Origin of the sequence: Dokdonia sp. LLG6352-1 (genome assembly GCF_045055815.1) — a bacterium.
GTDB classification, from domain to species: Bacteria; Bacteroidota; Bacteroidia; order Flavobacteriales; family Flavobacteriaceae; genus Dokdonia; species Dokdonia donghaensis.
Genome location: NZ_CP159329.1, coordinates 2,649,036 through 2,670,187, shown reverse-complemented (window position 1 = coordinate 2,670,187; position 21,152 = coordinate 2,649,036). Strand labels below are relative to the sequence as shown.

Here is a 21,152-nt window from a genome sequence, read left to right as displayed (position 1 = left end):
CGAATGTGTGCCTTATTATAAATCTCATCCAGCATCATTCTCTCAGTCGCTAACTCCTTCGTCGATGATGAGAGAGGGAGGTTTGAAAGCTCTATGCGCGGCGACAGATTCACAAATAACTGTATATTTAGACAATCAATTAAAAAACAATAAACAGGCACACCAGCAAAATGCCGCACTCGCTTTATGTAGTGGCCTGTTAGCCACAATTAGAAAAAAATGACAGTATTTCCAGTTACAGCCAGTACAATTTCAGAAAAAGAATTAGGCGAGTTTGCAAAAGAAAAATACGGATTGAATAAAAATTACGATTGTAAATTATTTAGAACTGGAATGAACCATACTTATTTTCTTTCTAATAACGAATCAAAATATGTTTTAAGAGTTTATAGTCATAATTGGAGGACTAAATCCGAAATTACTGAAGAATTAAAACTTTTAAAGTTATTAAGTGAGCATAATTTGAGTGTTTCTTTTCCAATTAAAGATAAAAATGGAGAATATATTCAAGAAATAAATGCACCAGAAGGTATTAGATATATTGTAGTTTTTTCATTTGCAAAAGGTGGAAAAATTAGATTTATGGATAAAGAAACCTGTTCAAAAATTGGTTCTTTAATGGCAAAAATTCATAACCTTACTCTGAATAAAACTATTGACCGAATTTCTTATAGCAAAAAATCACTTATAGAAAAGCCTTATGAATATTTAAAACAATTCTTTTCCGAGGAGTTATCAGAAATGAAATTAATAAAAGAGATTGGAGATACTTTTCATAATTCAGATTTCGACACCATTCAGAACGGAGTAATACATATGGACATTTGGTATGATAATATGGCTATTACGCAAGAAAAAGAAATTACGCTTTTCGACTTTGACTTTTGCGGAAATGGATGGCAGATTTTGGATGTTGGTTATTTTTGCAAACAATTATTTTTCATAGAATCGGACAAAAGCAAATATGAATTGAAAGTTCAAAGTTTTTTAAAAGGCTATCAAAAAATCAAAGAATTATCAAATAAGGAATTGAAATTAATACCAAAAGCAGGAACTTCTGTTTTTGTATTTTATCTTGGAGTACAAGCACAGAGATATGATTGGTCTAATGTATTTTTATCAGAAAATTATCTAAAAATGTTTGTTGGAAGAATAAAATCTTGGAATGAATATTATGAAAAGAAAGAAATAACTGTGGCTAACAACGTGTATAATTAATGGCTAGTTCTAGCCTACTTACGAAAATCCTCGCGGATTTTCTATTCGGTTATTATTTGCTAAATTAGGTGCGTGGAACACGCCACTAATCATACACAAAACCGTGGCGGCTGATTGCCCAAGGGCTTGCAGTTCACGATAAAATAAGCTACACAAAAGGCAGTTGCATACTTGGTTATTACCGCAATCGTATGGCTACGCTTCAAAATTGGTTTTAGAGCGATTGTAAGAGCAAAAATCAAGGATCTGCTATAGATAGATCATAGAGCAAATCTCCTAGGATTTTAAAGCTCCCACCCTACTCAATCAGCCGCCACAGGCCACTACTCAAAAATGCCTAAAGGTTATAAATCTCAATTATAGAAAGCTCACACGTAGTTGCAAGTGTGCATTCCTCTCGTTCGTCCCTCACTCGTCGGATGCAAGAACTATTACATAACGCGAATTTATGCCTTCCTCTCGCTACGCTCGTCGGAGGCAGGTTTGAGAGCTCTATGCGCGGCGACAGATTCACAAATAAGTGTATATTTAGACAATCAATTAAAAAACAAATAAATACAGGCTATCCAGCAAAATGCCGCACTCGCTTTATGTAGTGGCCTGTTGGCAAACATTTGAGAATGACGAAAAAAACAGAAAATCATTACGGACTTTTATCTATCGGAATGTTTGAAAATATAGCAAACCGAAGTCCTCGATTTCACAGAATTTCTGCTATGTTGTTAGACCATTTTATAATGTGCGTATTGACAATTCCGATTGCAATTCTATTTGGAATTGTTTTGGAAAAATCTGAATTTAGATTGAATGACGGAATGATATTATATGTTTGGATTTTGATAATCTTTATCTATTATAACAAAGACTTTTTTAATGCCAAAAGTCCTGCAAAACGAATAATGGGTTATCAAGTCGTTGACAAAACAACGGAAAAACCTGCGACTGAATTACAATGTTTCGTGCGGAATTTTACAGTTTGTGTTGCTTGGCCAATAGAAGTTATAGTTGGATTTTTTAACCCAGAAAGAAGAATTGGAGACTTTTTAGCGAACACCAAAGTTGTTTTATCGGAAAAAGAAAAATTAAAAACGATTTGGACTGACTTAAAAAGGACTAAACTGAAAATGAATTATATCGGAATTATAATAATCGGAATCATATATTTTTACGGATTGAGTTATATTATTCCTTAAAAACAAAAAAACGATTTGCCAACACCGTGTATAATTCATTGCTAGTTCTAGCCTACTTGGAAATTCCTTCGGAATTTCCTCTGGTTCGTTTTAGTTTACTAATTTAGTTTCTGAAACACGCAACGAAATCATACACAAACACGTGGCGGCTGATTGCCCAAGGGCTCGCAGTTCACGATAAAATAAGTTACACAAAAGGCAGTTGCATACTTGGTAATTACCGCAATCGTATGGCTACGCTTCAAAATCGGTTTTAGAGCGATTGTAAGAGCAAAAATCAAGGATCTAGCACAGATAGATCATAGAGCAAATCTGCTAGGATTTTAAAGCTCCCACCCTACTCAATCAGCCGCCACCTTGTGCCTTCCTCTCGGTCGTTCCTTCCTCGTCGGAGGCAAGACTCAAAAATGCCTAGGGCATACATCATAAGTATAGAAAGTTCACACGTAGTTGCAAGAGTGCATTCCTCTCGCTCGTCCCTCTCTCGTCGGATGCAAGAACTATTACATAACGCGAATACGACATTTTTGAAAGCTCTATGCGCGGCGACAGATTCACAAATAAGTGTATATTTAAACAATCAATTAAAAAACAAAAAACAGGCACACCAGCAAAATGCCGCACTCGCTTTATGTAGTGGTCTGTTGCCAGTAATTAGGACAAAAAATGAGAGACATTACAAGTCAGAGTAAAATTAGAGAGGTTTTGTCTGAATTTATCCCGAAAGATAAATGGCTTCACATTACAGAAATTTATTCCATTTTCGAAAAAAATCACACGGATTTTAGACCTGACGATAATTTACCTTTAGCAGATTATAATAGTCAAGAACAATGGAAAAGGAATATCCGAGTTGCTCTTCGCCAATATAAATTGAAACATTTAATCGTTTGGAATGGTAATGAAAAATATTTATTTCCAGAAAATGAAATTGTTGAACAAAAGAAAGTTCTTTCCAAAAACAAAGGTTTGTCAGAAAAGGAACTTTGGGAACAATTAGAGAAGAATAGAATTATTGGATTACAGGGAGAGGAATATGTTGTAAATTTTGAAAAAAGTAAGCTAATTGAATTGAATTTGAAAAAATTGGCTGATAAAGTAAAAAGAGTAAGTGATACTAATGTCGCAAATGGCTATGATATAATTTCATTCCAGCCAAATGGAGAAGAAAAGTTTATTGAGGTAAAAACAACTGTAACCTCAAAATTTGAATTTGACATTTCTACGAACGAATTAAAACAAGCCGAAAATTTATCTGAGAATTATTATTTGTATTTTATTAGGAATTTTGATAACCTAAATTCTGAGAACGAAATATTGATTTATAGTTCCAAAGATTTAAAGAATAATTTTGAACTAAAAGCCACAAGTTATAAAGCAAAACTGAGAAAATAACTACTGGCAACTCCGTGTATAATTCATTGCTAGTTCTAGCTTACTTGGAAATTCCTTCGGAATTTCCTCTGGTTCGTTTTTGTTTACTAATTTAGTTGCTGAAACACGCAACGAAATCATACACAAACACGTGGCGGCTGATTGCCCAAGGGCTCGCAGTTCACGATAAAATAAGCTACACAAAAGGCAGTTGCATACTTGGTTATTACCGCAATCGTATGGCTACGCTTCAAAATCGGTTTTAAAGCGATTGTAAGAGCAAAAATCAAGGATATGGCACAGATGAATCATAGAGCAAACCCGCTAGGATTTTAAAGCTCCCACCCTACTCAATCAGCCGCCACCTTGTGCCTTCCTCTCGGTCGTTCCTTCCTCGTCGGAGGCAGGACTCAAAAATGCCTAGGGCATACATCTCAATTATAGAAAGCTCACACGTAGTTGCAAGTGTGCATTCCTCTCGGTCGTCCCTCTCTCGTCGGATGCAAGAACTATTTTATAACGCGAGTTTATGCCTTATTATAAATCTCATCCAGCATCATTCTCTCAGTCGCTAACTCCTTCGTCGATGATGAGAGAGGCAGGTTTGAAAGCGCTATGCGCGGCGACAGATTCACAAATAAGTGTATATTTAAACAATTAATTAAAAAACAAAAAACAGCCACACCAGCAAAGCTTGTACTGAGCTTGTCGAAGTATGCCGCACTCGCTTTATGTAGTGGCCTGTTAGCAACTATTAGAAAAAAAAACCAAATCTTGAAATTAAAATGGAGGAATTTGAATTAAAAGGACAAGATGGTTGGATAAAAATATGGATTAATGAAGTGTTTGGATTCCCGAACAGAACAAGTCATTTTGGTGGCTACGACTGCATATTAGGAATTGAAATAAAAATCGGAAATTACAACGTGAAAAGCCAATTCTACTCAACTACTGGCGAATTGTTTGATTTTAGAAATAAATTCAAAATATGCCAAGCTGAACTGAATGGAATTGCAGAGTTTAACTCTTATGAAAACAATCTGGAATTGACAGTAAAATACTCGCAAGGAAAAGTTGCTATATATGGGAAATTTCAAGAAAATTTAGCGATTGATACTATTTTGGAATTCGATTTTAATACAGACCAATCCTATTTGCAGAATACGGAAAATGAATTGAATCGGATTATTGAGAAGTACGGCGGAATGAAAGGAGTAACGGAAAAATAACAGTTGCTAACAAAGAACTGAGTTAAAAAACAAGCCTACTTCTACAGAGCTCAGCACAAGCTTTTAAGCTAATTTTCATCTATAATTCTCATCGTAATGTCTTCTTGATTTTAAGCTTTCGCGAAAGCGTAATCTTTCTCAAATACTTGTATATTTAAACAGTCAATTAAAAAACAAATAAATACAGGCAAACCAGCAATCCCGATAGCTATCGGGAGCCGCACTCGCTTTATGTAGTGGCCTGTTAGCACCAATTTGGACAAATCAATACAAGAAAAAAAGAATTATTATGATACTTGAATCCAACGCAGCTATACAAATTCAAAAACCGATTGAAGAAGTTTTCGAAGGCATTGTAAATCCAGAAAAAATGACAAAGTATTTTATTTCTGAAAGTAGCGGAAGACTTGAATCTGGTAAAGAGGTGATTTGGAAATTTCCTGAGTTTGAAGGTAAGTTTCCTGTTAAAGAAATTAAGATTGTAAATAATAGTTCAATTTCCTTTGTTTGGGATCCAGAAACAGTCGTAATAATCACATTAGAAAAATTACCAGATGATAGTACCATAGTAAGAGTAAACGAAAATGGTAAAGAACTTAATGATGATAATTTGAAATGGGCTTTAGAAAATTCGGGAGGATGGGCAAATTTCCTCGCCTTTATGAAAGCCTACTTGGAGTATGGAATACAGCTTCGTAAAGGAGCGTTTGACTTTATGAGAAAGTAATAAAGATCAAAATATTATCAAAATGAAAGTGACAGCTGAAAAAAACGAACAAGTTGCAAAAATGACTTTCGCATCTGTATAGCCTCATTATATAAATAGGTTAGAGAAAAATGGTAGAACAAAAGAAGAATTACACGAGGTTATAGAATAGCTAACTGGATTCGATACAAAAAAAAACAGTAACTGATTGATGAAAAAACAACTTTCGAAACATTCTTTCAAAAAGCAAAATTGAATCCCAATAGTCACCTCATTAGAGGTGTAATTTGTGGTTATCGTATTGAAGAAATACCTGATAAATTTGAAGTATATAGAAAATGTAGATATTTAGATAAGTTGTATGATGAATTAGCTAAAGGTCGTAAAATCGAAAAAATTTTGCGAGTAGAAAAGAAATAAAAACAGACTACAACAAAGAACTGAGTTAAAAAACAAGCCTACTTCTACAGAGCTCAGCACAAGCTTTTAAGCTAATTTTCATCTATAATTCTCATCGTAATGTCTTCTTGATTTTAAGCTTTCGCGAAAGCGTACTCTTTCTCAAATACTCGTATATTTAAAGAATCAATTAAAAAACAAAAAACAGGCACACCAGCAAAGCTTGACTGAGCTTATCGAAGTATGCCGCACTCGCTTTATGTAGTGGCCTGTAGGCAACAAGCTATGAAAAAATTCAACAAACAAATAAGATTATTATATTTTAAATGGTCAATATTACAACCATTGAAATTTATCATTATTACAACTATACTGAGTCTAATACTTATGATTCCACTAGCATTTGCACTCGAATTATTAAATGTAGGAGAAAATGAAATCGGAGGAATAAAAGCTGACGAATATTCTTTTCTAGGACTGATTATATCAGTGGTGATTGCTGCTCCTTTGATTGAAACTTTAATTTTTCAATCAATTCCTATTAAAATAATTCAAAAATTAGTGAATAACAGATTTAACTTATTTACAATATTGATTTCTTCACTTTTGTTTTCATTTGCTCATTACTTTTATAGTGTTTGGTATAGCATTATGATTTTACCATTAGGTGTTTTATTAGCTCTAACCTATCTGATTTTTCAAAAAAGAAAGGAATCAAGTTATTGGATAACAACATATGTTCACGGATTGAGAAACTTGATTGGAGTAATTTTGATTTTGACTGAAAGGATATAAAAAGCCAGTTGACAACAATGGTTATAATTAATTGCTCGTTCTCGCCTACTTCTGAAAATCATCGCGGATTTTCAGTTTGGTGTATATATACTTGGTGTTTAAACTTTTAAGTTAAGAATAGCCGTGGTGCGCTGTAATTCTTTATTAAAATGCTCTTTGGTGATTTCTTCCTTGTAGCTAGGTACAATTTCTTTAAGTTTTTTCTTTCCCTCTGGGGAGTTCATTATCTCTGGGAAGGCTTGCTCTAGTACGTCTAGCATTATTTTGGGCGCGGTAGATGCTCCTGGAGATGCTCCAAGTAAACAAGTGATCTTACCATCAGAACCACTTACAATTTGAGTTCCAAATTCTAGTTTACCACCTTTAAACTCATCTCTTTTTATGGTTTGTACACGCTGGCCGGCAACTTCTATACGCCAGTCTTCGTTTTTTGCATCTTTAATAAAATTACGTAGCTCGTTCATACGGTCATCAAAGGTCATTGTCACCTGACCTATGAGGTATTTTGTAAGATCTAGATTATGCCAGAAAGCGCCTAGCATAGAAGGGATATTTTTAAAATTGACACTCTTTACGAGATCTAGATTAGACCCCTGCTTTAAAAACTTGGGACTAAAACCAGCAAAAGGGCCAAACATAAGTTGCTTCTCACCATCTACATAGCGAGTGTCTAGGTGCGGCATACTCATAGGTGGCGCGCCTTCTCCCGCTTTACTATATACTTTTGCATTGTGTTGCTCTATAAGCTCTTTGTTTTTACAAACCAGCCAGCCACCGCTCACAGGAAAACCGCCAAAACCATCTTTCTCCTCTATCTCTACAGTCTCAAGTAGTAACAACGCACCGCCGCCTGCACCTATAAAAATATGGTCTGCCTCTATAGATTGTTTGTTACCTGTTTTAAGATCTTTTGTAATTGCCGTCCAGTTACCATTTTCTAATGGGTCAAGATCTTCTACCTCTTTGTGAAAGTGTACGGGTGTATCAAAGGCTGTTGCCAGTATTTCATATAAACGTTTGGTAAGCACGCCAAAGTTAACCTCTGTGCCACGATCTATACGTGATCCAGCCATTACCTCATCTTCTGTGCGATCGTTCATTATAAGCGGGAACCAGTCCCTCATCTTACTTATTTGATCTGTATACTCTATAGTATCAAACATAAAGTGCTCTTTAAAGGCTTCAAAACGCTTTTTAAGAAACGTGACGTTCTTTTCTCCTGTTACCCAACTATGATGTGGTATGGGTTTTAAAAAGCGCTGAGGATCCTCTATAAATCCTTTTTCTACGAGATGTGCCCAGAACTGTTTTGTAATTTCAAATTGCTTACAGATCTCTATGGCCTTTTTTATGGAGACAGAACCATCTTCTTGCTCTGGGCAATAATTGAGTTCACAAAGTGCGGAGTGACCCGTACCTGCATTATTCCAAGCGGCCGAACTTTCTTGAGCAACATCACCTAGACGTTCTAAAATTAAAATGCTCAAATCTGGCTTAAGCATCTTTGCCATAAGTGCAAGATTTGCACTCATAATTCCACCACCTACACAAATGAGGTCGTAATGATTTTTCGGAATTTCTCTATTCATAAAAAAGAGTTTATGGTATAAAGGTATCGAAATCTAAACTTACAATTTGAACCCTCATTTATTAATAAAATAAACAAGCTGCTATGTTGCTAAACTGGTCTCAAAAACCCAGTATAGATATCTCTTATACGTTAAATTTTAACTTAAAATCACTATTTTGAGATCTATAGGACTTCTCTATAAAGCACATACTTAGTATTAAATAAAAGCTTTATATAAAACCTATAAGTATTTGATTATAAGTATTTAGAATAAGTATGTTTAATCAAAAACCCCCACTATAAACAATGTCTATAGTGGGAGTTTTACATAAATTTAGCACTACTGTAGCAGTCCTTCTATTTTTTCTATGACAGCCTGAGCAGCTCTTTCTCCAGAGATCATTGCGGCGTTAAGAGAGCCGTTAAGAAGATGGTCTCCAGCAAGAAAAATCGTGTCTTTAAGTTGCGTTTCAGACGCTTCACAATCCATACGTAAATTGTCAAGTTTAGGTAGAGCTCGCGGTATAACATATGCTTTTAAGAAAGTAACATCTGTGATATTGCAGTAAGTTGCAAGCTCTGAAGTAACGGTTGCAACAAGTGCTTTTTCAGATAAATCTTGATCGTCTACTACGGTTACAGAGAGTAAATTTTTTGCTCCAGTAGTTGCAGTTTCTAGCGCATCTACATAGAAGAGGTTATTAATTCTCGTGTTCTCATCTGCCACAAGTTGGATTAAGGGTTGCTTCTTCCCTACTGCTTCCACCTCATAATATAAGTTTACACAAGACTTCCAGGGAGTCTCTTGACCTCTTAGGTTTGCTATAAATTGGCTAGCTTCTGTAGCTATAATGGTATAATCGCTCTCTAGTGTAGTTCCGTTTGTGAGGGTAATGGTGTTATCTTCTACACTTGCTACACTCGTATTAAACATAAAAGTGGTGTTTATGAGCTGTGAAGCGAACTGTTTAGGTATTGCTTCTATTCCAGCTTTTGGCACAGTAGCCATCCCTTCTCCAAACATTTTATACACAAACTCAAACATACGGCTTGAGGTACTAAGCGCTGTCTCTAAGAAAATACCACTGAAAAATGGCTTAAAGAAATCTGTAATCATCGCCTGGCTAAAGCCTCTCTTGCGCAGGTAAACTAGTGTAGAGCTCTCAGGAGAATTGAAAATCTCATCTATCGATTTATTTTTTAAATCTTTGTTAAGCTTAAGCACCTTAACCTTGTCACCTAGTGTGCCAACAGAAGAGGTCATAGTGGGTATAAGCATCTTGATACTACGTGTAGGGTCGCCTATAGATTGAGATTTACGATTTTTAAATATGGTAGCGCCTGGTAAAAAAGATTGTAGCTCTAAGGCCTTATAATCTAGATATTCCTTTGCTTTTGGGTATGCGTCTAGTAGCACTTGAAAGCCGTGATCTAGCTGGTAACCGTTTACAACATCTGTCTTTACACGACCACCTGCCCTATCTGTAGCTTCTATAATGGTGGGTGCATATCCCTTCTGTTCAAGTTGTATGGCAGCAATGAGGCCACTTATTCCAGCGCCTATAATGTATATTTTATGAGTAGAATTGTTCATATATGAAGTAGTATGAGTATTATTTTTTTGCTTTCGCGAAAGCGTAAATACATTAAAATGGGTAACCAATTGCAAAATTAAAGATAGGCTCATCAAATTTAAAATCCCAGCGTTCTCCCTCTGCAAGCGATGGATCGTGAAAAGGAGCAGCGAGATCAAAACGTATTACAAAGCCCTGAACATCTACACGTAGCCCAAAACCACCACCTATACCAAGCTCGTTTATAAAAGCTGAGGTAAACTTATCTTTACCCGGTAGATCTTCGTTCTCAACGCTATTCCAGATATTACCCGCATCTACAAAAAAGGCTCCTTTAAGGTAATTAAAAATAGGGAATCTATACTCTGCATTTGCCTCTAGGCGTATGTTACCTATCTGGTCAAAAAAGCTCCCACTCTCAGAGTTACCTGTTGACGTACCAGGCCCTAAAGAGCGTATTCTGAACGCTCGCACGCTATATGGACCGCCAGCATAATACTGTTTAACAAAAGGTAATATCTCTGAGTTACCGTATGCATACCCATAACCCGCAAATAAGCGAGTAGCAATCTTTTGCTCCTTACCAAAGTTAAAATGATACCTAAAATCTGCATCTATCTTTGCAAACTGTGCATACTCTAGTCCTAAAAAGGTGTTGTTTTCTGTATCTTGATTTTCTTGGCCAAGTAGACTTACGGTGTTACCAGCAATCTCAACATTTGTGTTAAGAAATACTTGATGTGTATCACTAGTATCTACCATCCCGTTGTAGGTAAAACTATAGGTAAGACCGGCGATAAATTGCTGCTCAAAACTCTGTTCTAAAAATGGATTTTCTTCAAGTATCTCGTCAAAGGCTTCTGTAGTGTTAGACAATCTCGTATAGCTTAGTGAGATAGGGTTTATTTTATGCGTCACATATTTATTTGCATCCCAAGTGTAGCCAAAGCCTGCATTACCAGAGAGAAGCGTGTATAGCTTTGACCTGTTTAAATAATCAAAACCTAGCGCCGTGACCGTTTTTGGGATGTTGTATTTAAAGAAATCTGTGTTAATCTTAATCGGGAAAATCACTCTGGGGAATACAAGTTCACTTGCAAGTCCCAGCTCAATACTACTCAAAGACTCGCCACCACCTACTTGCACTTCATAACCTGCAGAACCTGTAATATTAAGTACTTCTCCCCCTTTAAAGAGGTTTCGGTTACTATAGGTAAGTGCAAGGCCTGGCCCAGCAAAATTATTAGACTTTGTAACCGCTTGTATCTCTGCTCTTATGGCTCTTTTATTAAGAGGTGATAAGTATATGTTTGCCTCTAGAATCCCTAAGCTATCTGTGCGCAGGCTATCTACTTCTTCATACTGGATATTTACAAATTTATAAGCCCCTATGGTGGATAATCGTCTGGCTGTATTACGTGAGATATCTGGATTATAAAGCGATCCTTCTTTAAGTGTGATGTATGGCGCAAGATATTTAGGTTTAAAATAGGTCTCATTCTGTATTATATTGAGACTATCGTAGCGGACTATATTTTGCTGTAAGGTATCCTTTAGCTCATAGTTAGGATACACATTAATTTTTTGCACCTTATAAGGCACAATGACTTTATTAGGAACATCTTTTTTAATCTTTAAGAACATATCAAAACGCTTGTTCTTATATTGATTAGTGTCAATCTCAAAAATGAGAAACGATGGGTTAAAGTTGTAATATCCCTTTCTCTTAAGCTTGTAGTCTATGCGGTCGCGCTCTTGTTTTAGATTTGAGAGGTCATAGCGCATTCCCTTTTTGAATGGCGAACTCTTGACCGTACTTATCATCTCTCTATAAATAGGCGGCGAGAGTGTGTCGAGCTGATAGGTCTCCATACGGTATGGTGTAGGCACCTTAACCGTATATGCTATAGAGGCTCTTTTCTTTTTTTCGCTTTCGCGAAAGCGAGAACTCACATCACTATAAAAGAAGCCACGGTTCTCAAGTCTGTTTCTTAACAATGCCTCTACCTCAAACTCCTCTACATCTGACTGGTAAACAGGCTCCTCTCCTATTTTTTTATTGAGCCATTTATTTATAACTCCGGGGTTTTCTCGCTGTGCTTTGTAATGTATACTTAGGTTAGGATACATCCCTAAAATCTTAGTATTAGGAGAAGGTCTTAAAACACTTTCTAACTCTGCCTTGAGTAAATTTTGATTAACTATAGTACTATCTGAGTTAATTATAACCTCACCACCCGTATATAAACGTTCTCCCTCAGGTATATACTTTTCTACACTACACGAGCAGAGCGTGATACTTACTATGACAAGGACTATGTGTATTAATTTACGGTACTGCACGTGATTAATCTATCTTATTAGTTTTTCTATTTTCTGGAGAGGGCTCTAGAGCTTCCTTTTCTTTTTCTTCTTCTATAAGTTGTTGCTGTTTCTTTCTTAAGATAGCATCCCACAACTGACTAAATTTATTAAACTCTTGCTGAAATATGAGCGAGATCCCGCTTACAATGGTCTGCCCATCTATCACGTTTTCAAACTCACTACGTCTAAAGCCTTTGAGGCGGTACTGTCCGTCTTCAGTAAGTTCATACTCTAGACTCACATTACCTATAAGCGGTGTAGCATCGCCATTTGCACTCTCGCCCGCCACGTCTACACTACTCCCCACACGTACGGTAAGCTTATCATTAAAGAATTTACGTTGTGCAGCAATATCCAGCTGCGTGCGTTCTTGCGGGGTTGTGCCTTGATAGTCTGTAAATGTATCCAGCCCAAAATCTAATTGGAACCCTGTGTTGCCTAATAATTTATCAGAAAAAATATTAAGCTGGTCAGACAAGGCATCATTAAGGTTATCTCTAGCAATGCTAGCAAACCCTCCCTGACTCCCATCTGAATTAGAGTCAGGATAAAATCTATTGAGTACTAAGAGTGAAAAGACCTGTCTGTTTAATTCTCCAGTTTGTTGATTTACTTGTTGCACTCTACTGTACACTTCGCCTCCTAGTGCTCCTTGCTCATCTTCTGGCAGGTCTAATGCAAAGTTTATCTCTGGACTTAATAACTCTCCATCTACATTAAGATAGACTAAAAACGGCAGTTGCTGTCTGTATTGAGACTGGGCTGCGGGATCATCACTAGTACTTGTAATAGCCATAAGTGGCGCCGCAGAAGCATCAACCGAATATACGGCACGCACATCAAGTTTTGCATCAAAAGGATCTCCAGACCAAGATACTCGGCTGCTTGGGTCAAGTGTAAATGTGCGGTTTACCAAGTTATATAAGTTCATCTCATACTGCCCACCAGCCACGTCGTACACCCCTGTTAGATTCATACGCCCATTGGGTTGTAATGTGAAATTTAAATCTGCATCACCATTTACCTTTAGATTATCACCTGTCTCTTCATCTATAAGTATGGTTACTTGTGCATCTCTATTTACTTTAAGTAGTGATTTTATATCAAAACCTGTAATTGTTCCCGTTTCTTCTTCGGTGCGTGTTAGAATGGCGTCTGGATTTTGTCTATTAACAAACACTACAATACCTTCACTAGACTCTATGTTTGCCGCTGCAGTAGGCATTATGTAGGTGATATCTGTACTACCGCCCACTGTAGCGTCAAGATCTATTACCGGGATTTGTAAATCACCGGTGATGGAGGCAGTAGCGTCAAAAACCGCTGTCCCGTATACAAAGTCGTTATCGCCTTTTTCGGCATTAAGGGCTTGAAAGTCATTTGCAACCACTTTTAAATCAAACGTTGGGTTTATAAAACGCTCTGTACCTACAAGACCGTCAACTGTCAGTTTGTTTTCTTTTGCATCACGTATGGTAAAATTTGACATTGAGATACCTTCATTGTCTATTGAAACAGTTTCTTTAAGTAAAGTAAATGGTGCATTAAGCTTAGTAACAGTAAATCCTGCTTCATTAAAACGCAAGAAACCTTGATACTCAAGATCTACCAGCTTACCATTCATTTTAAAATTACCATTGAGCGTTCCAGATCCATCTTTAAGCTCGCCTAGTGAAAAACCATCTAAGGCTTCCATTTTGAGTTCATTAATATCTAGATCCATATTAATGGTAGCGCCATCTATATCTGCAATGTAGTCTCCGGTAAGTTCTAGATCTGCCACACCTTCTGAAACAGCGAGATTAAAGTCGTATTTATTGCCCTTTATAGATCTCCCTGCAAGTTCTAAAATACCTAAATCTTCTCCCAGCACTCGTAGTTGCTCAACATATATATCTGCCAGAAAACCAAAGTCACCAAAGGGCTCTTCTACCACAAAGTCACCATTGAGATTACCGCTGGCAAGTTTTTCGTCAGGATTAAGATAAGCAAGAAACTCACTTATTTTAAAATTTTGAAAATCAATACCTATGTGATCCTTTTCAATTGTAGGAAGTTTGTCTGTAAATTCCACAGATTGCAACTTTCGCGTAAAGCGAAAATCATTAAAAGCCAATTTTCCATCTGTAATAAGAACTTCATTACTCGACGTAGTTTTCCAATCTTTTTTATTGAAAATAAGACTGTCTTCACTTACGTGAAAACGTAATCGCTCCTTGCTCCCTGTAATGTCTGACTGCACTTGAATGAGCTTTTCATCATTTGCATAGGCTAGAAAATCTAGTGAAAGCTCATTGTTAGTTTGATTACCCTTTATACGTGTTTCTTGTATAGCGATAGGCCCTGCAGTTAAGCCGTCAAAACCTAAATCAAAGGTAAATGCATCTCGGTCTGTGTTCATATTAAATGAGAGACTATCTAGCTCATTACCTGCATAATTAATATGTGGTGCTTTTATCGAGGCATCAAGTTTACGGGTAGCCTCACTAAAATCAAGGTCAACAGCAATCGTGTCTAGATCTTTCATATTTACTAGAAAAACCTCATTGAGTAAGGGTGATTGTCTCACCTTTCCTTTAAGCACAACATTTACTGGGTTTGTAATGGTATCTTTTATAATAGCATCTCTGTAAAAATAGCTGTTTACGTGATTTTGTAAGGCTGTTGCTATCCTCGCTGGGTCAGCATTAGACCTTAAATCAAGGTTCAATATCTTGTTGTCAAATTGTACAGAAGTACTATCTGGACGGACACGCGCAGACCCTTCTAGATTACCTATTAAATACGTACGGTCGTCATAAACGATCACTCCATCATCCATTACTGCTGTTACATCATAACTCGCTGTACTGCCTTTAAAGGTACTGGTGAGTTTAAAACCGGTGCGCACATCGCGCTGCATTAACCCGAGTGCTTGTAAATCTACTCCTATGACATCAAGGTTAATCGTTGCTGCTGGTGCAATTGTGTCTAGCACAACAAGGCCTGTAAGTTTTGTGTTAAGATTACTGTCTTTGTAGCTTGATGTGATAGCGCCCTCACCATCTTTTATCTTACTAGTAATCGTTAGGTCTTTTATAGCATAGTCATTGTATAAAAACGATGCTACAGTAGCTTCTACATTTGCATCAAGCGTGTTTAATGAAGTGCCCGAGCCCTGGCCCTTGAGTGTGAGATTGAGGTTCCCTAAGCTATTGTTTTGAAGAAGCTCACCTAGGTTGTACTCTTCTACTGCCAGTGTGGTGTTAAAAGCAATGGTGTTATTATTCTTAAAAGTACCATCTATGGTTGCGAGACCTTGTGTAGTCGTTAGCCTTGCAGTAGTCGTAATGTCTGTAAGGGTACCTTTTGCGGCAGCTACTATCTTTATGTCTTGCGGCAGATTAATACTCAAAGAATCTGTTGCTATAAATTTTGATATATCGTTCTTGCTAGTAGAAGCATTAATGTTAGGTAGATTAAAATATAGGTTATCTATATCATTTATATTCTTAAGGTTACCATTTGCCTTTAAATCAGTGTTAGACCAACTCAAAGCAAGATTAGGAATAGTCAAATCTGCTAGCGTGCCTGATGCCTTTATTGCCCCAGCAATGCGATTTTTACTTACTGTCTGTAAATTGGTATTAGTTCTTAGAGATGGCTGAAATAAAAATAAATCACCTAGCGCTACCTTTACGTCTGTAATGTTAAGGTCTAATCGCACATCTTCTGGTTGTGTCACTATCTTATCTAGAGAAGGGTAACTCATCACGATATCTCCTCTCAGTGAGTTTGAGTTGATAGCCGCATTCATATTTTCAAGCTGTAAATCTGTATCAGAAACAAGAAAATTTGTAGAAACTGATTTAACATTAATACCAGAGACTTCTCTTCCAGAAAGACTTTTTACGTTACCACCCGCCACAAAATCTTTTAGATAAGTATTTGTACTTTCTAGATTCACATTAGAAAGAAACACAGCTTCGGGATTAAAAACACCTTTTGTAGCGGCTGCTCCATTTACGGTATATCGTATATTTGTATTAATTACGCTAGCCTTATCTACTGTAATGTTATAGTCTGGAAATAGCGAATTGCTAGATTCAACAGGTACTTGTGATGCGATAGTACTTGACATATCAATACCTATCGCGCTATCATTTATTACAATGTCATTTATAGCAATGACAAAGCTGTTAAAATCTGCTTTTGGAATACTTGTTTCAAGCTCTTTAAAGTCAAAATCAAAAGACACGCCTGCCTCCTCACCTGTATAGTTTCCGCTTACGTCTTTTAGGGTAAGCTTGTTAAAAGCTAAGTATGGTAGTGGTATTTCTTCGGCATCTGGGTCTGAGGGTACTGGTACCTGATTAATCTTAATTTGAGCATTTTCTATATATCCCTCAGTGGCAGTAAATCTCATCTCATCCAGGTTTACTGTATCTGGTGATATGCGTAGCTCTTTAAAAGTGTACCTACTATCTATACCTGTTACGGCATCGTTATATACTACATCAAAATCTTTGAGATCTAGATCACCTATAATAAGATCCATTGGTGCCGTGCTAGTCGTATCTGTTTGTTGAGATGGTGGAGTTGCAAAAGCAGCTGCAATAAAGTCAAAGTTGAATCCGCTTAGGGTATCTTTTCTAATAATATTTGCTCGTACACCTTCCCATTGTGCATTCTCTATGCCTATTCCCGTACCATTTATGATGGGCCACAAAGGAATATCCGCTTCTAGAGACCTACTGTATACTAGCGTGTCGCCTTGCTTATCTTCGAGATATAGCCCTTGGATAGCAATATCTCCGTCAAAGGTTACAAAAGCCCTTTCAAGCTCAACCTTAGTTTGCGTTTTTTCAGAAAAATAACTTACAGCTTTAGAAACTACTATGTTTTGTCCCCACTCACTTCTTATAAATAAAAGAAGGAATATAATGAGTATAAGAAGCGCGAGTAATATACGTGCTATAATGCGTAGCCACCTAAATTTTCTTTTAGGTTTTTGTGTTAGTGGCTCTTTGTTTTCAGGGTTTGTCACCAGAGGGCATCAATTTTTTAACAAATTAACGCCGTTTGCTCATTTTAACATAATTTGCCGCTGTAAAGTATTGTTAAAACGAGGGCTAGCAATCTAAAAGGGTGTTAAATAAAAAGGTGATTTACGCTTTCGCGAAAGCGGAATACCATCTCAATTATCTCAATAATGAAAAGTGACCTCTAAAGATACGACCATCCTCAAGCTCGACTAAATACCAGTAATCATCTGGTGGAAGTTCAACTCCATTGTAAATTCCATTCCAGCCATTACCCATTGCACGTGATTGATACATAGACTTCCCATAGCGATTGAAAATAAAGAAACGAACTGTGGTACTGGTGTCTTGCCCAGCGCCCTGAAGTTTCCAAGTATCATTTATACCATCACCGTTAGGTGTAAAATAGGTAGGAAAACCTATAACAGAGATCTCTTTTGAAGTTATACCGCAACCGTTTACATCACGAACAAAGAGGTTGTAAAGACCTGCGGGCACGTTTTGAAAAGTAGGTGATTCTTGATATGGACCTAAAATACTTCCCAGGGAATACTCATAAACGCCACTACCTTCTGCAGTGATCGTTACGGTATTATTTTCTCCTCCGTCTACAACCGAAACATTAGTTATAGTTGCTGTACTTGATGGAGTTACATTAATACTTCTTGACGACTCACAGCCATTTGCTCCTACGGCGGTTACGAGATAGTTCCCGGGTTCATTAATCGCAATAGTTGATGTATTGTCTAAAAGTAGCGTGCCATTATGCTGCCAGGTATACTGTAAACCAGCAGTATTGCTTATTACTCCCGCACTAAGCGTTATAGTCTCAGGAAAGTTATTTATGCAATAAAAACGCAATTCATCATCTGCCATTACTGGCGGAGACAGAATAACTATATCTGCCGTTGTGATAGACAGGCACTGCCCATTATCATTAACACGGATATAAATGGTTTGATTAAAAGCCTCTGTGTTTATAAATGAAGTAGTTATTTCCCCTTGCTGATTAAATGCATCCTCTTCAGTTTCATAAAAGCTTACAGTGGCTCCAGTAGGTATTTGGTCTTGTACCTGCATTGTGAGTGAGGTGAGACTGATCTCTGTAAAGCCATCTATAATTCCATCTGTATCGCACACCTCTAAGGCATCTAGTACTAGTGTCTCGTTACCCGTAGTAAGCTGTACGCTAGCAATAGTGCTGCATCCTGCTTGTGATGCAACACGTGCGTATACAACCTGGTTTGCTTGTGTGTTTTGAAATGTGTTAGGATTTCCAATTACATTTACTTCACTTTCGGCATCTGAAAAGTTGTTATAAAATCCAGTTATGATAAGGCTGTTATCGTTTACAGTTACGTCATCTAATGCGTCAAATAAGTTATACTGCGATAAGCCGTCTCCATTTGCATCACATTGCTGTAACGTACTATTAGAAACGGTAGGATATTGAGCAAACTCTATTGTGACTTCACCAAAGGCTTCACAGCCATTATCTAGAACAACTTCTACAGTGTAAAATCCACCTTGACTCACCGTAAGTTCGTTAGAAGTTTCTGATAGTGGTATACCATCACGTTCCCACATAAATGCTGTTGCAAGAGGTTCGTTTACTACAAGTGTGGTTTCTCCTGCACCGCAAATGGGATTACCACCCGCTACAGTTCTATCTGGACCTAAATCTGTGCCTAACTGAAAACTTCCCGCCTCTAAAAAGACAGCAGAGTCAAATCTAAAGTTTTGCTCATCTGCTATTACTAGCTTAACTTGATAGTTTACATTAGGCTGTATAATTACTTTTGCTTCAATTACTTTGGTTTGCCCATTAAAGTTAATGGGTGCTGTGTTACCATTAAAGCTTTCAAAGTAAAACTCGTTTATGGCAGGACAGCCATTAGGTATTTCTGGATGTACGGTTGTAACTTTTACTGGGGTAGTTGTGTCTGGTACTAAGGCAATATTTTCATACCCTTGCTCGCCTTCTTCTCTTATAAGAAACCCAAATAAATCTGAAAAATTACAAGTGTTAGGATTACCCTCTTGATACTCTTCTGAGGCAAATAGATATCTAAAACGTACCTCTGAGGCAGTAGATTGAAAAGTAAACTCTAGTATAGTAGCATTAGTCGTATTTTGCTCATCAAGTACAAACTCAAGATCTGCATCTCCTAGCCAGTCTGGAGCATCATCATCACTGAGACTCGTGTTAGGTCCTTGCACATTCTGCAATCTTCCGGTACTTAAAACAATCCCTTCTTGAAGAGGGAAGTTACTACCGTTTGCATTAAAGTAGCCATAGCTCTGCTCCTGTCCTCCAAAATCTCCTCCTACAACGTTTGTGACCTGTATGTTTGAGATACAGTTACTATCTATGAGAATGTCCTCTATTAATTGCTGTGGAGTATATGTTTGACTATCTACCACCACGTTTTGTGCTATGAGACTTGTAGATATAATAAGAAAGCAAAAAACTATAAAGTGTCGCATTATTATTTTATGGATGGTGCAAATGTAAATACTACGACTATTATATCGCAATGAACATTATAATAACAAAGTGATGAATCTTAAACGTAGAGCAATAAAAAAAGCGAACTCAAAAGTTCGCTTTTTTTAATCGTAATATTATTTTAACTCAATGATTCCATATCGATTACAAATCGGTATTTCACATCGTTGTTTTGCACACGCTCATAAGCTTCGTTAATACTAGACATATCTATCATCTCAATATCACTTATAATATTGTGTTCACCACAAAAATCAAGCATTTCTTGAGTTTCTTTTATGCCTCCTATAAGAGATCCAGCTACACTTTTACGACCAGAGATAAGGTTACCACCGTGCACATCTGGTAGCGGCTCTATGGCTCCTACCATACACATTGTACCATCTATAGCTAGTAGCTCTAGGTATGGGTTAATGTCGTGGCTTACCGGTACTGTATTAAGAATAAAGTCAAAAGATCCTTTATGAGACTTCATAGCGTCTTTATCTTTTGAGATAAGTACATCATCTGCACCTAGCCTTTTTGCATCTTCTGCCTTTCCTTCAGAAGTTGTAATCATAACTGTCTCTGCTCCCATTGCGTGAGAAAATTTTAGTCCCATATGACCTAAACCTCCTAGACCTACAACGCCTACTTTCATTCCTTCCTTTACACCCCAGTGATGTAATGGAGAGAAAGTTGTAATACCAGCGCATAATAGTGGTGCTACTGCTTTTGTGTCAAGGTTTTTTGGGATGTTAAGTACAAAATTTTGATCAACCACTACCTCTTGAGAATACCCTCCAAAGGTGTGTCCGTCTGTATGCTTGTCTTTACTGTTATACGTCCACGTAGCGCCATTGAGACAAAATTGCTCTAGATCACTCTCACAAGATGAGCACTCCTGGCAAGAATCTACTAGACATCCTACACCTACAAGGTCTCCTTTTTTGAATTTTGAAACCTCGTCACCCACTTCTATTACCTCACCTACAATCTCGTGGCCAGGCACTACTGGGTACATAGAAGGTCCCCAGTCACTGCGCACAGTGTGTATGTCACTGTGACAAACGCCACAATAGGTTATTTTAATTTTTACATCTGTAGGCAAGGTGTCACGACGTTCTATTGTCATTTCCTTTAAATCTGCCTCTTTATCCTGAGCACCGTATGCTTTTACTTCTGTCATAATAATTTTTTTGAACTAATTGGTTAGTGTTT

Annotated in this window: 12 protein-coding genes and 1 pseudogene; 7 read left to right on the top strand and 6 right to left on the bottom strand. The window is 37.1% G+C overall.

Annotation, left to right across the window (positions count from 1 at the left end):
* Nucleotides 1–219 precede the first annotated feature (219 nt).
* The 7 genes and pseudogenes from ABVM49_RS11925 (at nucleotide 220) to ABVM49_RS11895 (ending at nucleotide 6,914) form a co-directional block, all read left to right on the top strand.
* Nucleotides 220–1,218, top strand: coding sequence for a phosphotransferase (locus tag ABVM49_RS11925; protein WP_405202108.1), 999 nt, complete (start codon nucleotides 220–222; stop codon nucleotides 1,216–1,218).
* 620 nt (nucleotides 1,219–1,838) lie between these two features.
* Nucleotides 1,839–2,411, top strand: coding sequence for an RDD family protein (locus ABVM49_RS11920; protein ID WP_405202107.1), 573 nt, complete (start codon nucleotides 1,839–1,841; stop codon nucleotides 2,409–2,411).
* Between the two features lie 666 nt (nucleotides 2,412–3,077).
* Entirely contained in the window at nucleotides 3,078–3,806 is a 729-nt protein-coding gene (locus ABVM49_RS11915) for a DUF3883 domain-containing protein (RefSeq protein ID WP_405202105.1), read from the top strand.
* 764 nt (nucleotides 3,807–4,570) lie between these two features.
* Nucleotides 4,571–5,014, top strand: a complete 444-nt coding sequence (locus ABVM49_RS11910) for a hypothetical protein (protein ID WP_405202104.1) — start codon at nucleotides 4,571–4,573, stop codon at nucleotides 5,012–5,014.
* Nucleotides 5,015–5,303: 289 nt separating this feature from the next.
* Nucleotides 5,304–5,741: an SRPBCC domain-containing protein gene (locus tag ABVM49_RS11905; protein WP_405202102.1), complete on the top strand. Its 438-nt coding sequence runs from the start codon at nucleotides 5,304–5,306 to the stop codon at nucleotides 5,739–5,741.
* A 22-nt stretch (nucleotides 5,742–5,763) separates the two neighbouring features.
* A pseudogene (locus ABVM49_RS11900) lies at nucleotides 5,764–6,140 on the top strand (DUF2200 domain-containing protein).
* Between the two features lie 366 nt (nucleotides 6,141–6,506).
* Nucleotides 6,507–6,914: a type II CAAX prenyl endopeptidase Rce1 family protein gene (locus tag ABVM49_RS11895; protein ID WP_405202101.1), complete on the top strand. Its 408-nt coding sequence runs from the start codon at nucleotides 6,507–6,509 to the stop codon at nucleotides 6,912–6,914.
* A 98-nt stretch (nucleotides 6,915–7,012) separates the two neighbouring features.
* On the opposite strand, the gene mqo is transcribed toward ABVM49_RS11895, so the two are convergent.
* From mqo to ABVM49_RS11865, 6 genes are all read right to left on the bottom strand, one after another.
* Nucleotides 7,013–8,503, bottom strand: a complete 1,491-nt coding sequence (gene mqo / locus ABVM49_RS11890; RefSeq protein ID WP_405202100.1) for a malate dehydrogenase (quinone) — start codon at nucleotides 8,501–8,503, stop codon at nucleotides 7,013–7,015.
* Nucleotides 8,504–8,824: 321 nt separating this feature from the next.
* Complete coding sequence (locus ABVM49_RS11885; RefSeq protein WP_405202099.1) at nucleotides 8,825–10,078, bottom strand: NAD(P)/FAD-dependent oxidoreductase; 1,254 nt, start codon at nucleotides 10,076–10,078, stop codon at nucleotides 8,825–8,827.
* 52 nt (nucleotides 10,079–10,130) lie between these two features.
* On the bottom strand, nucleotides 10,131–12,401 hold the full coding sequence (locus tag ABVM49_RS11880; protein WP_405202098.1) for a BamA/TamA family outer membrane protein: 2,271 nt from the start codon (nucleotides 12,399–12,401) through the stop codon (nucleotides 10,131–10,133).
* Between the two features lie 4 nt (nucleotides 12,402–12,405).
* Entirely contained in the window at nucleotides 12,406–17,448 is a 5,043-nt protein-coding gene (locus ABVM49_RS11875; RefSeq protein WP_405202097.1) for a translocation/assembly module TamB domain-containing protein, read from the bottom strand.
* A 154-nt stretch (nucleotides 17,449–17,602) separates the two neighbouring features.
* A complete protein-coding gene (locus tag ABVM49_RS11870) occupies nucleotides 17,603–19,930 on the bottom strand; it encodes a choice-of-anchor L domain-containing protein (protein ID WP_405202096.1) in 2,328 nt (775 codons plus the stop codon).
* A gap of 143 nt (nucleotides 19,931–20,073) precedes the next feature.
* Nucleotides 20,074–21,120: an NAD(P)-dependent alcohol dehydrogenase gene (locus ABVM49_RS11865; RefSeq protein ID WP_405202095.1), complete on the bottom strand. Its 1,047-nt coding sequence runs from the start codon at nucleotides 21,118–21,120 to the stop codon at nucleotides 20,074–20,076.
* Nucleotides 21,121–21,152 lie beyond the last annotated feature (32 nt).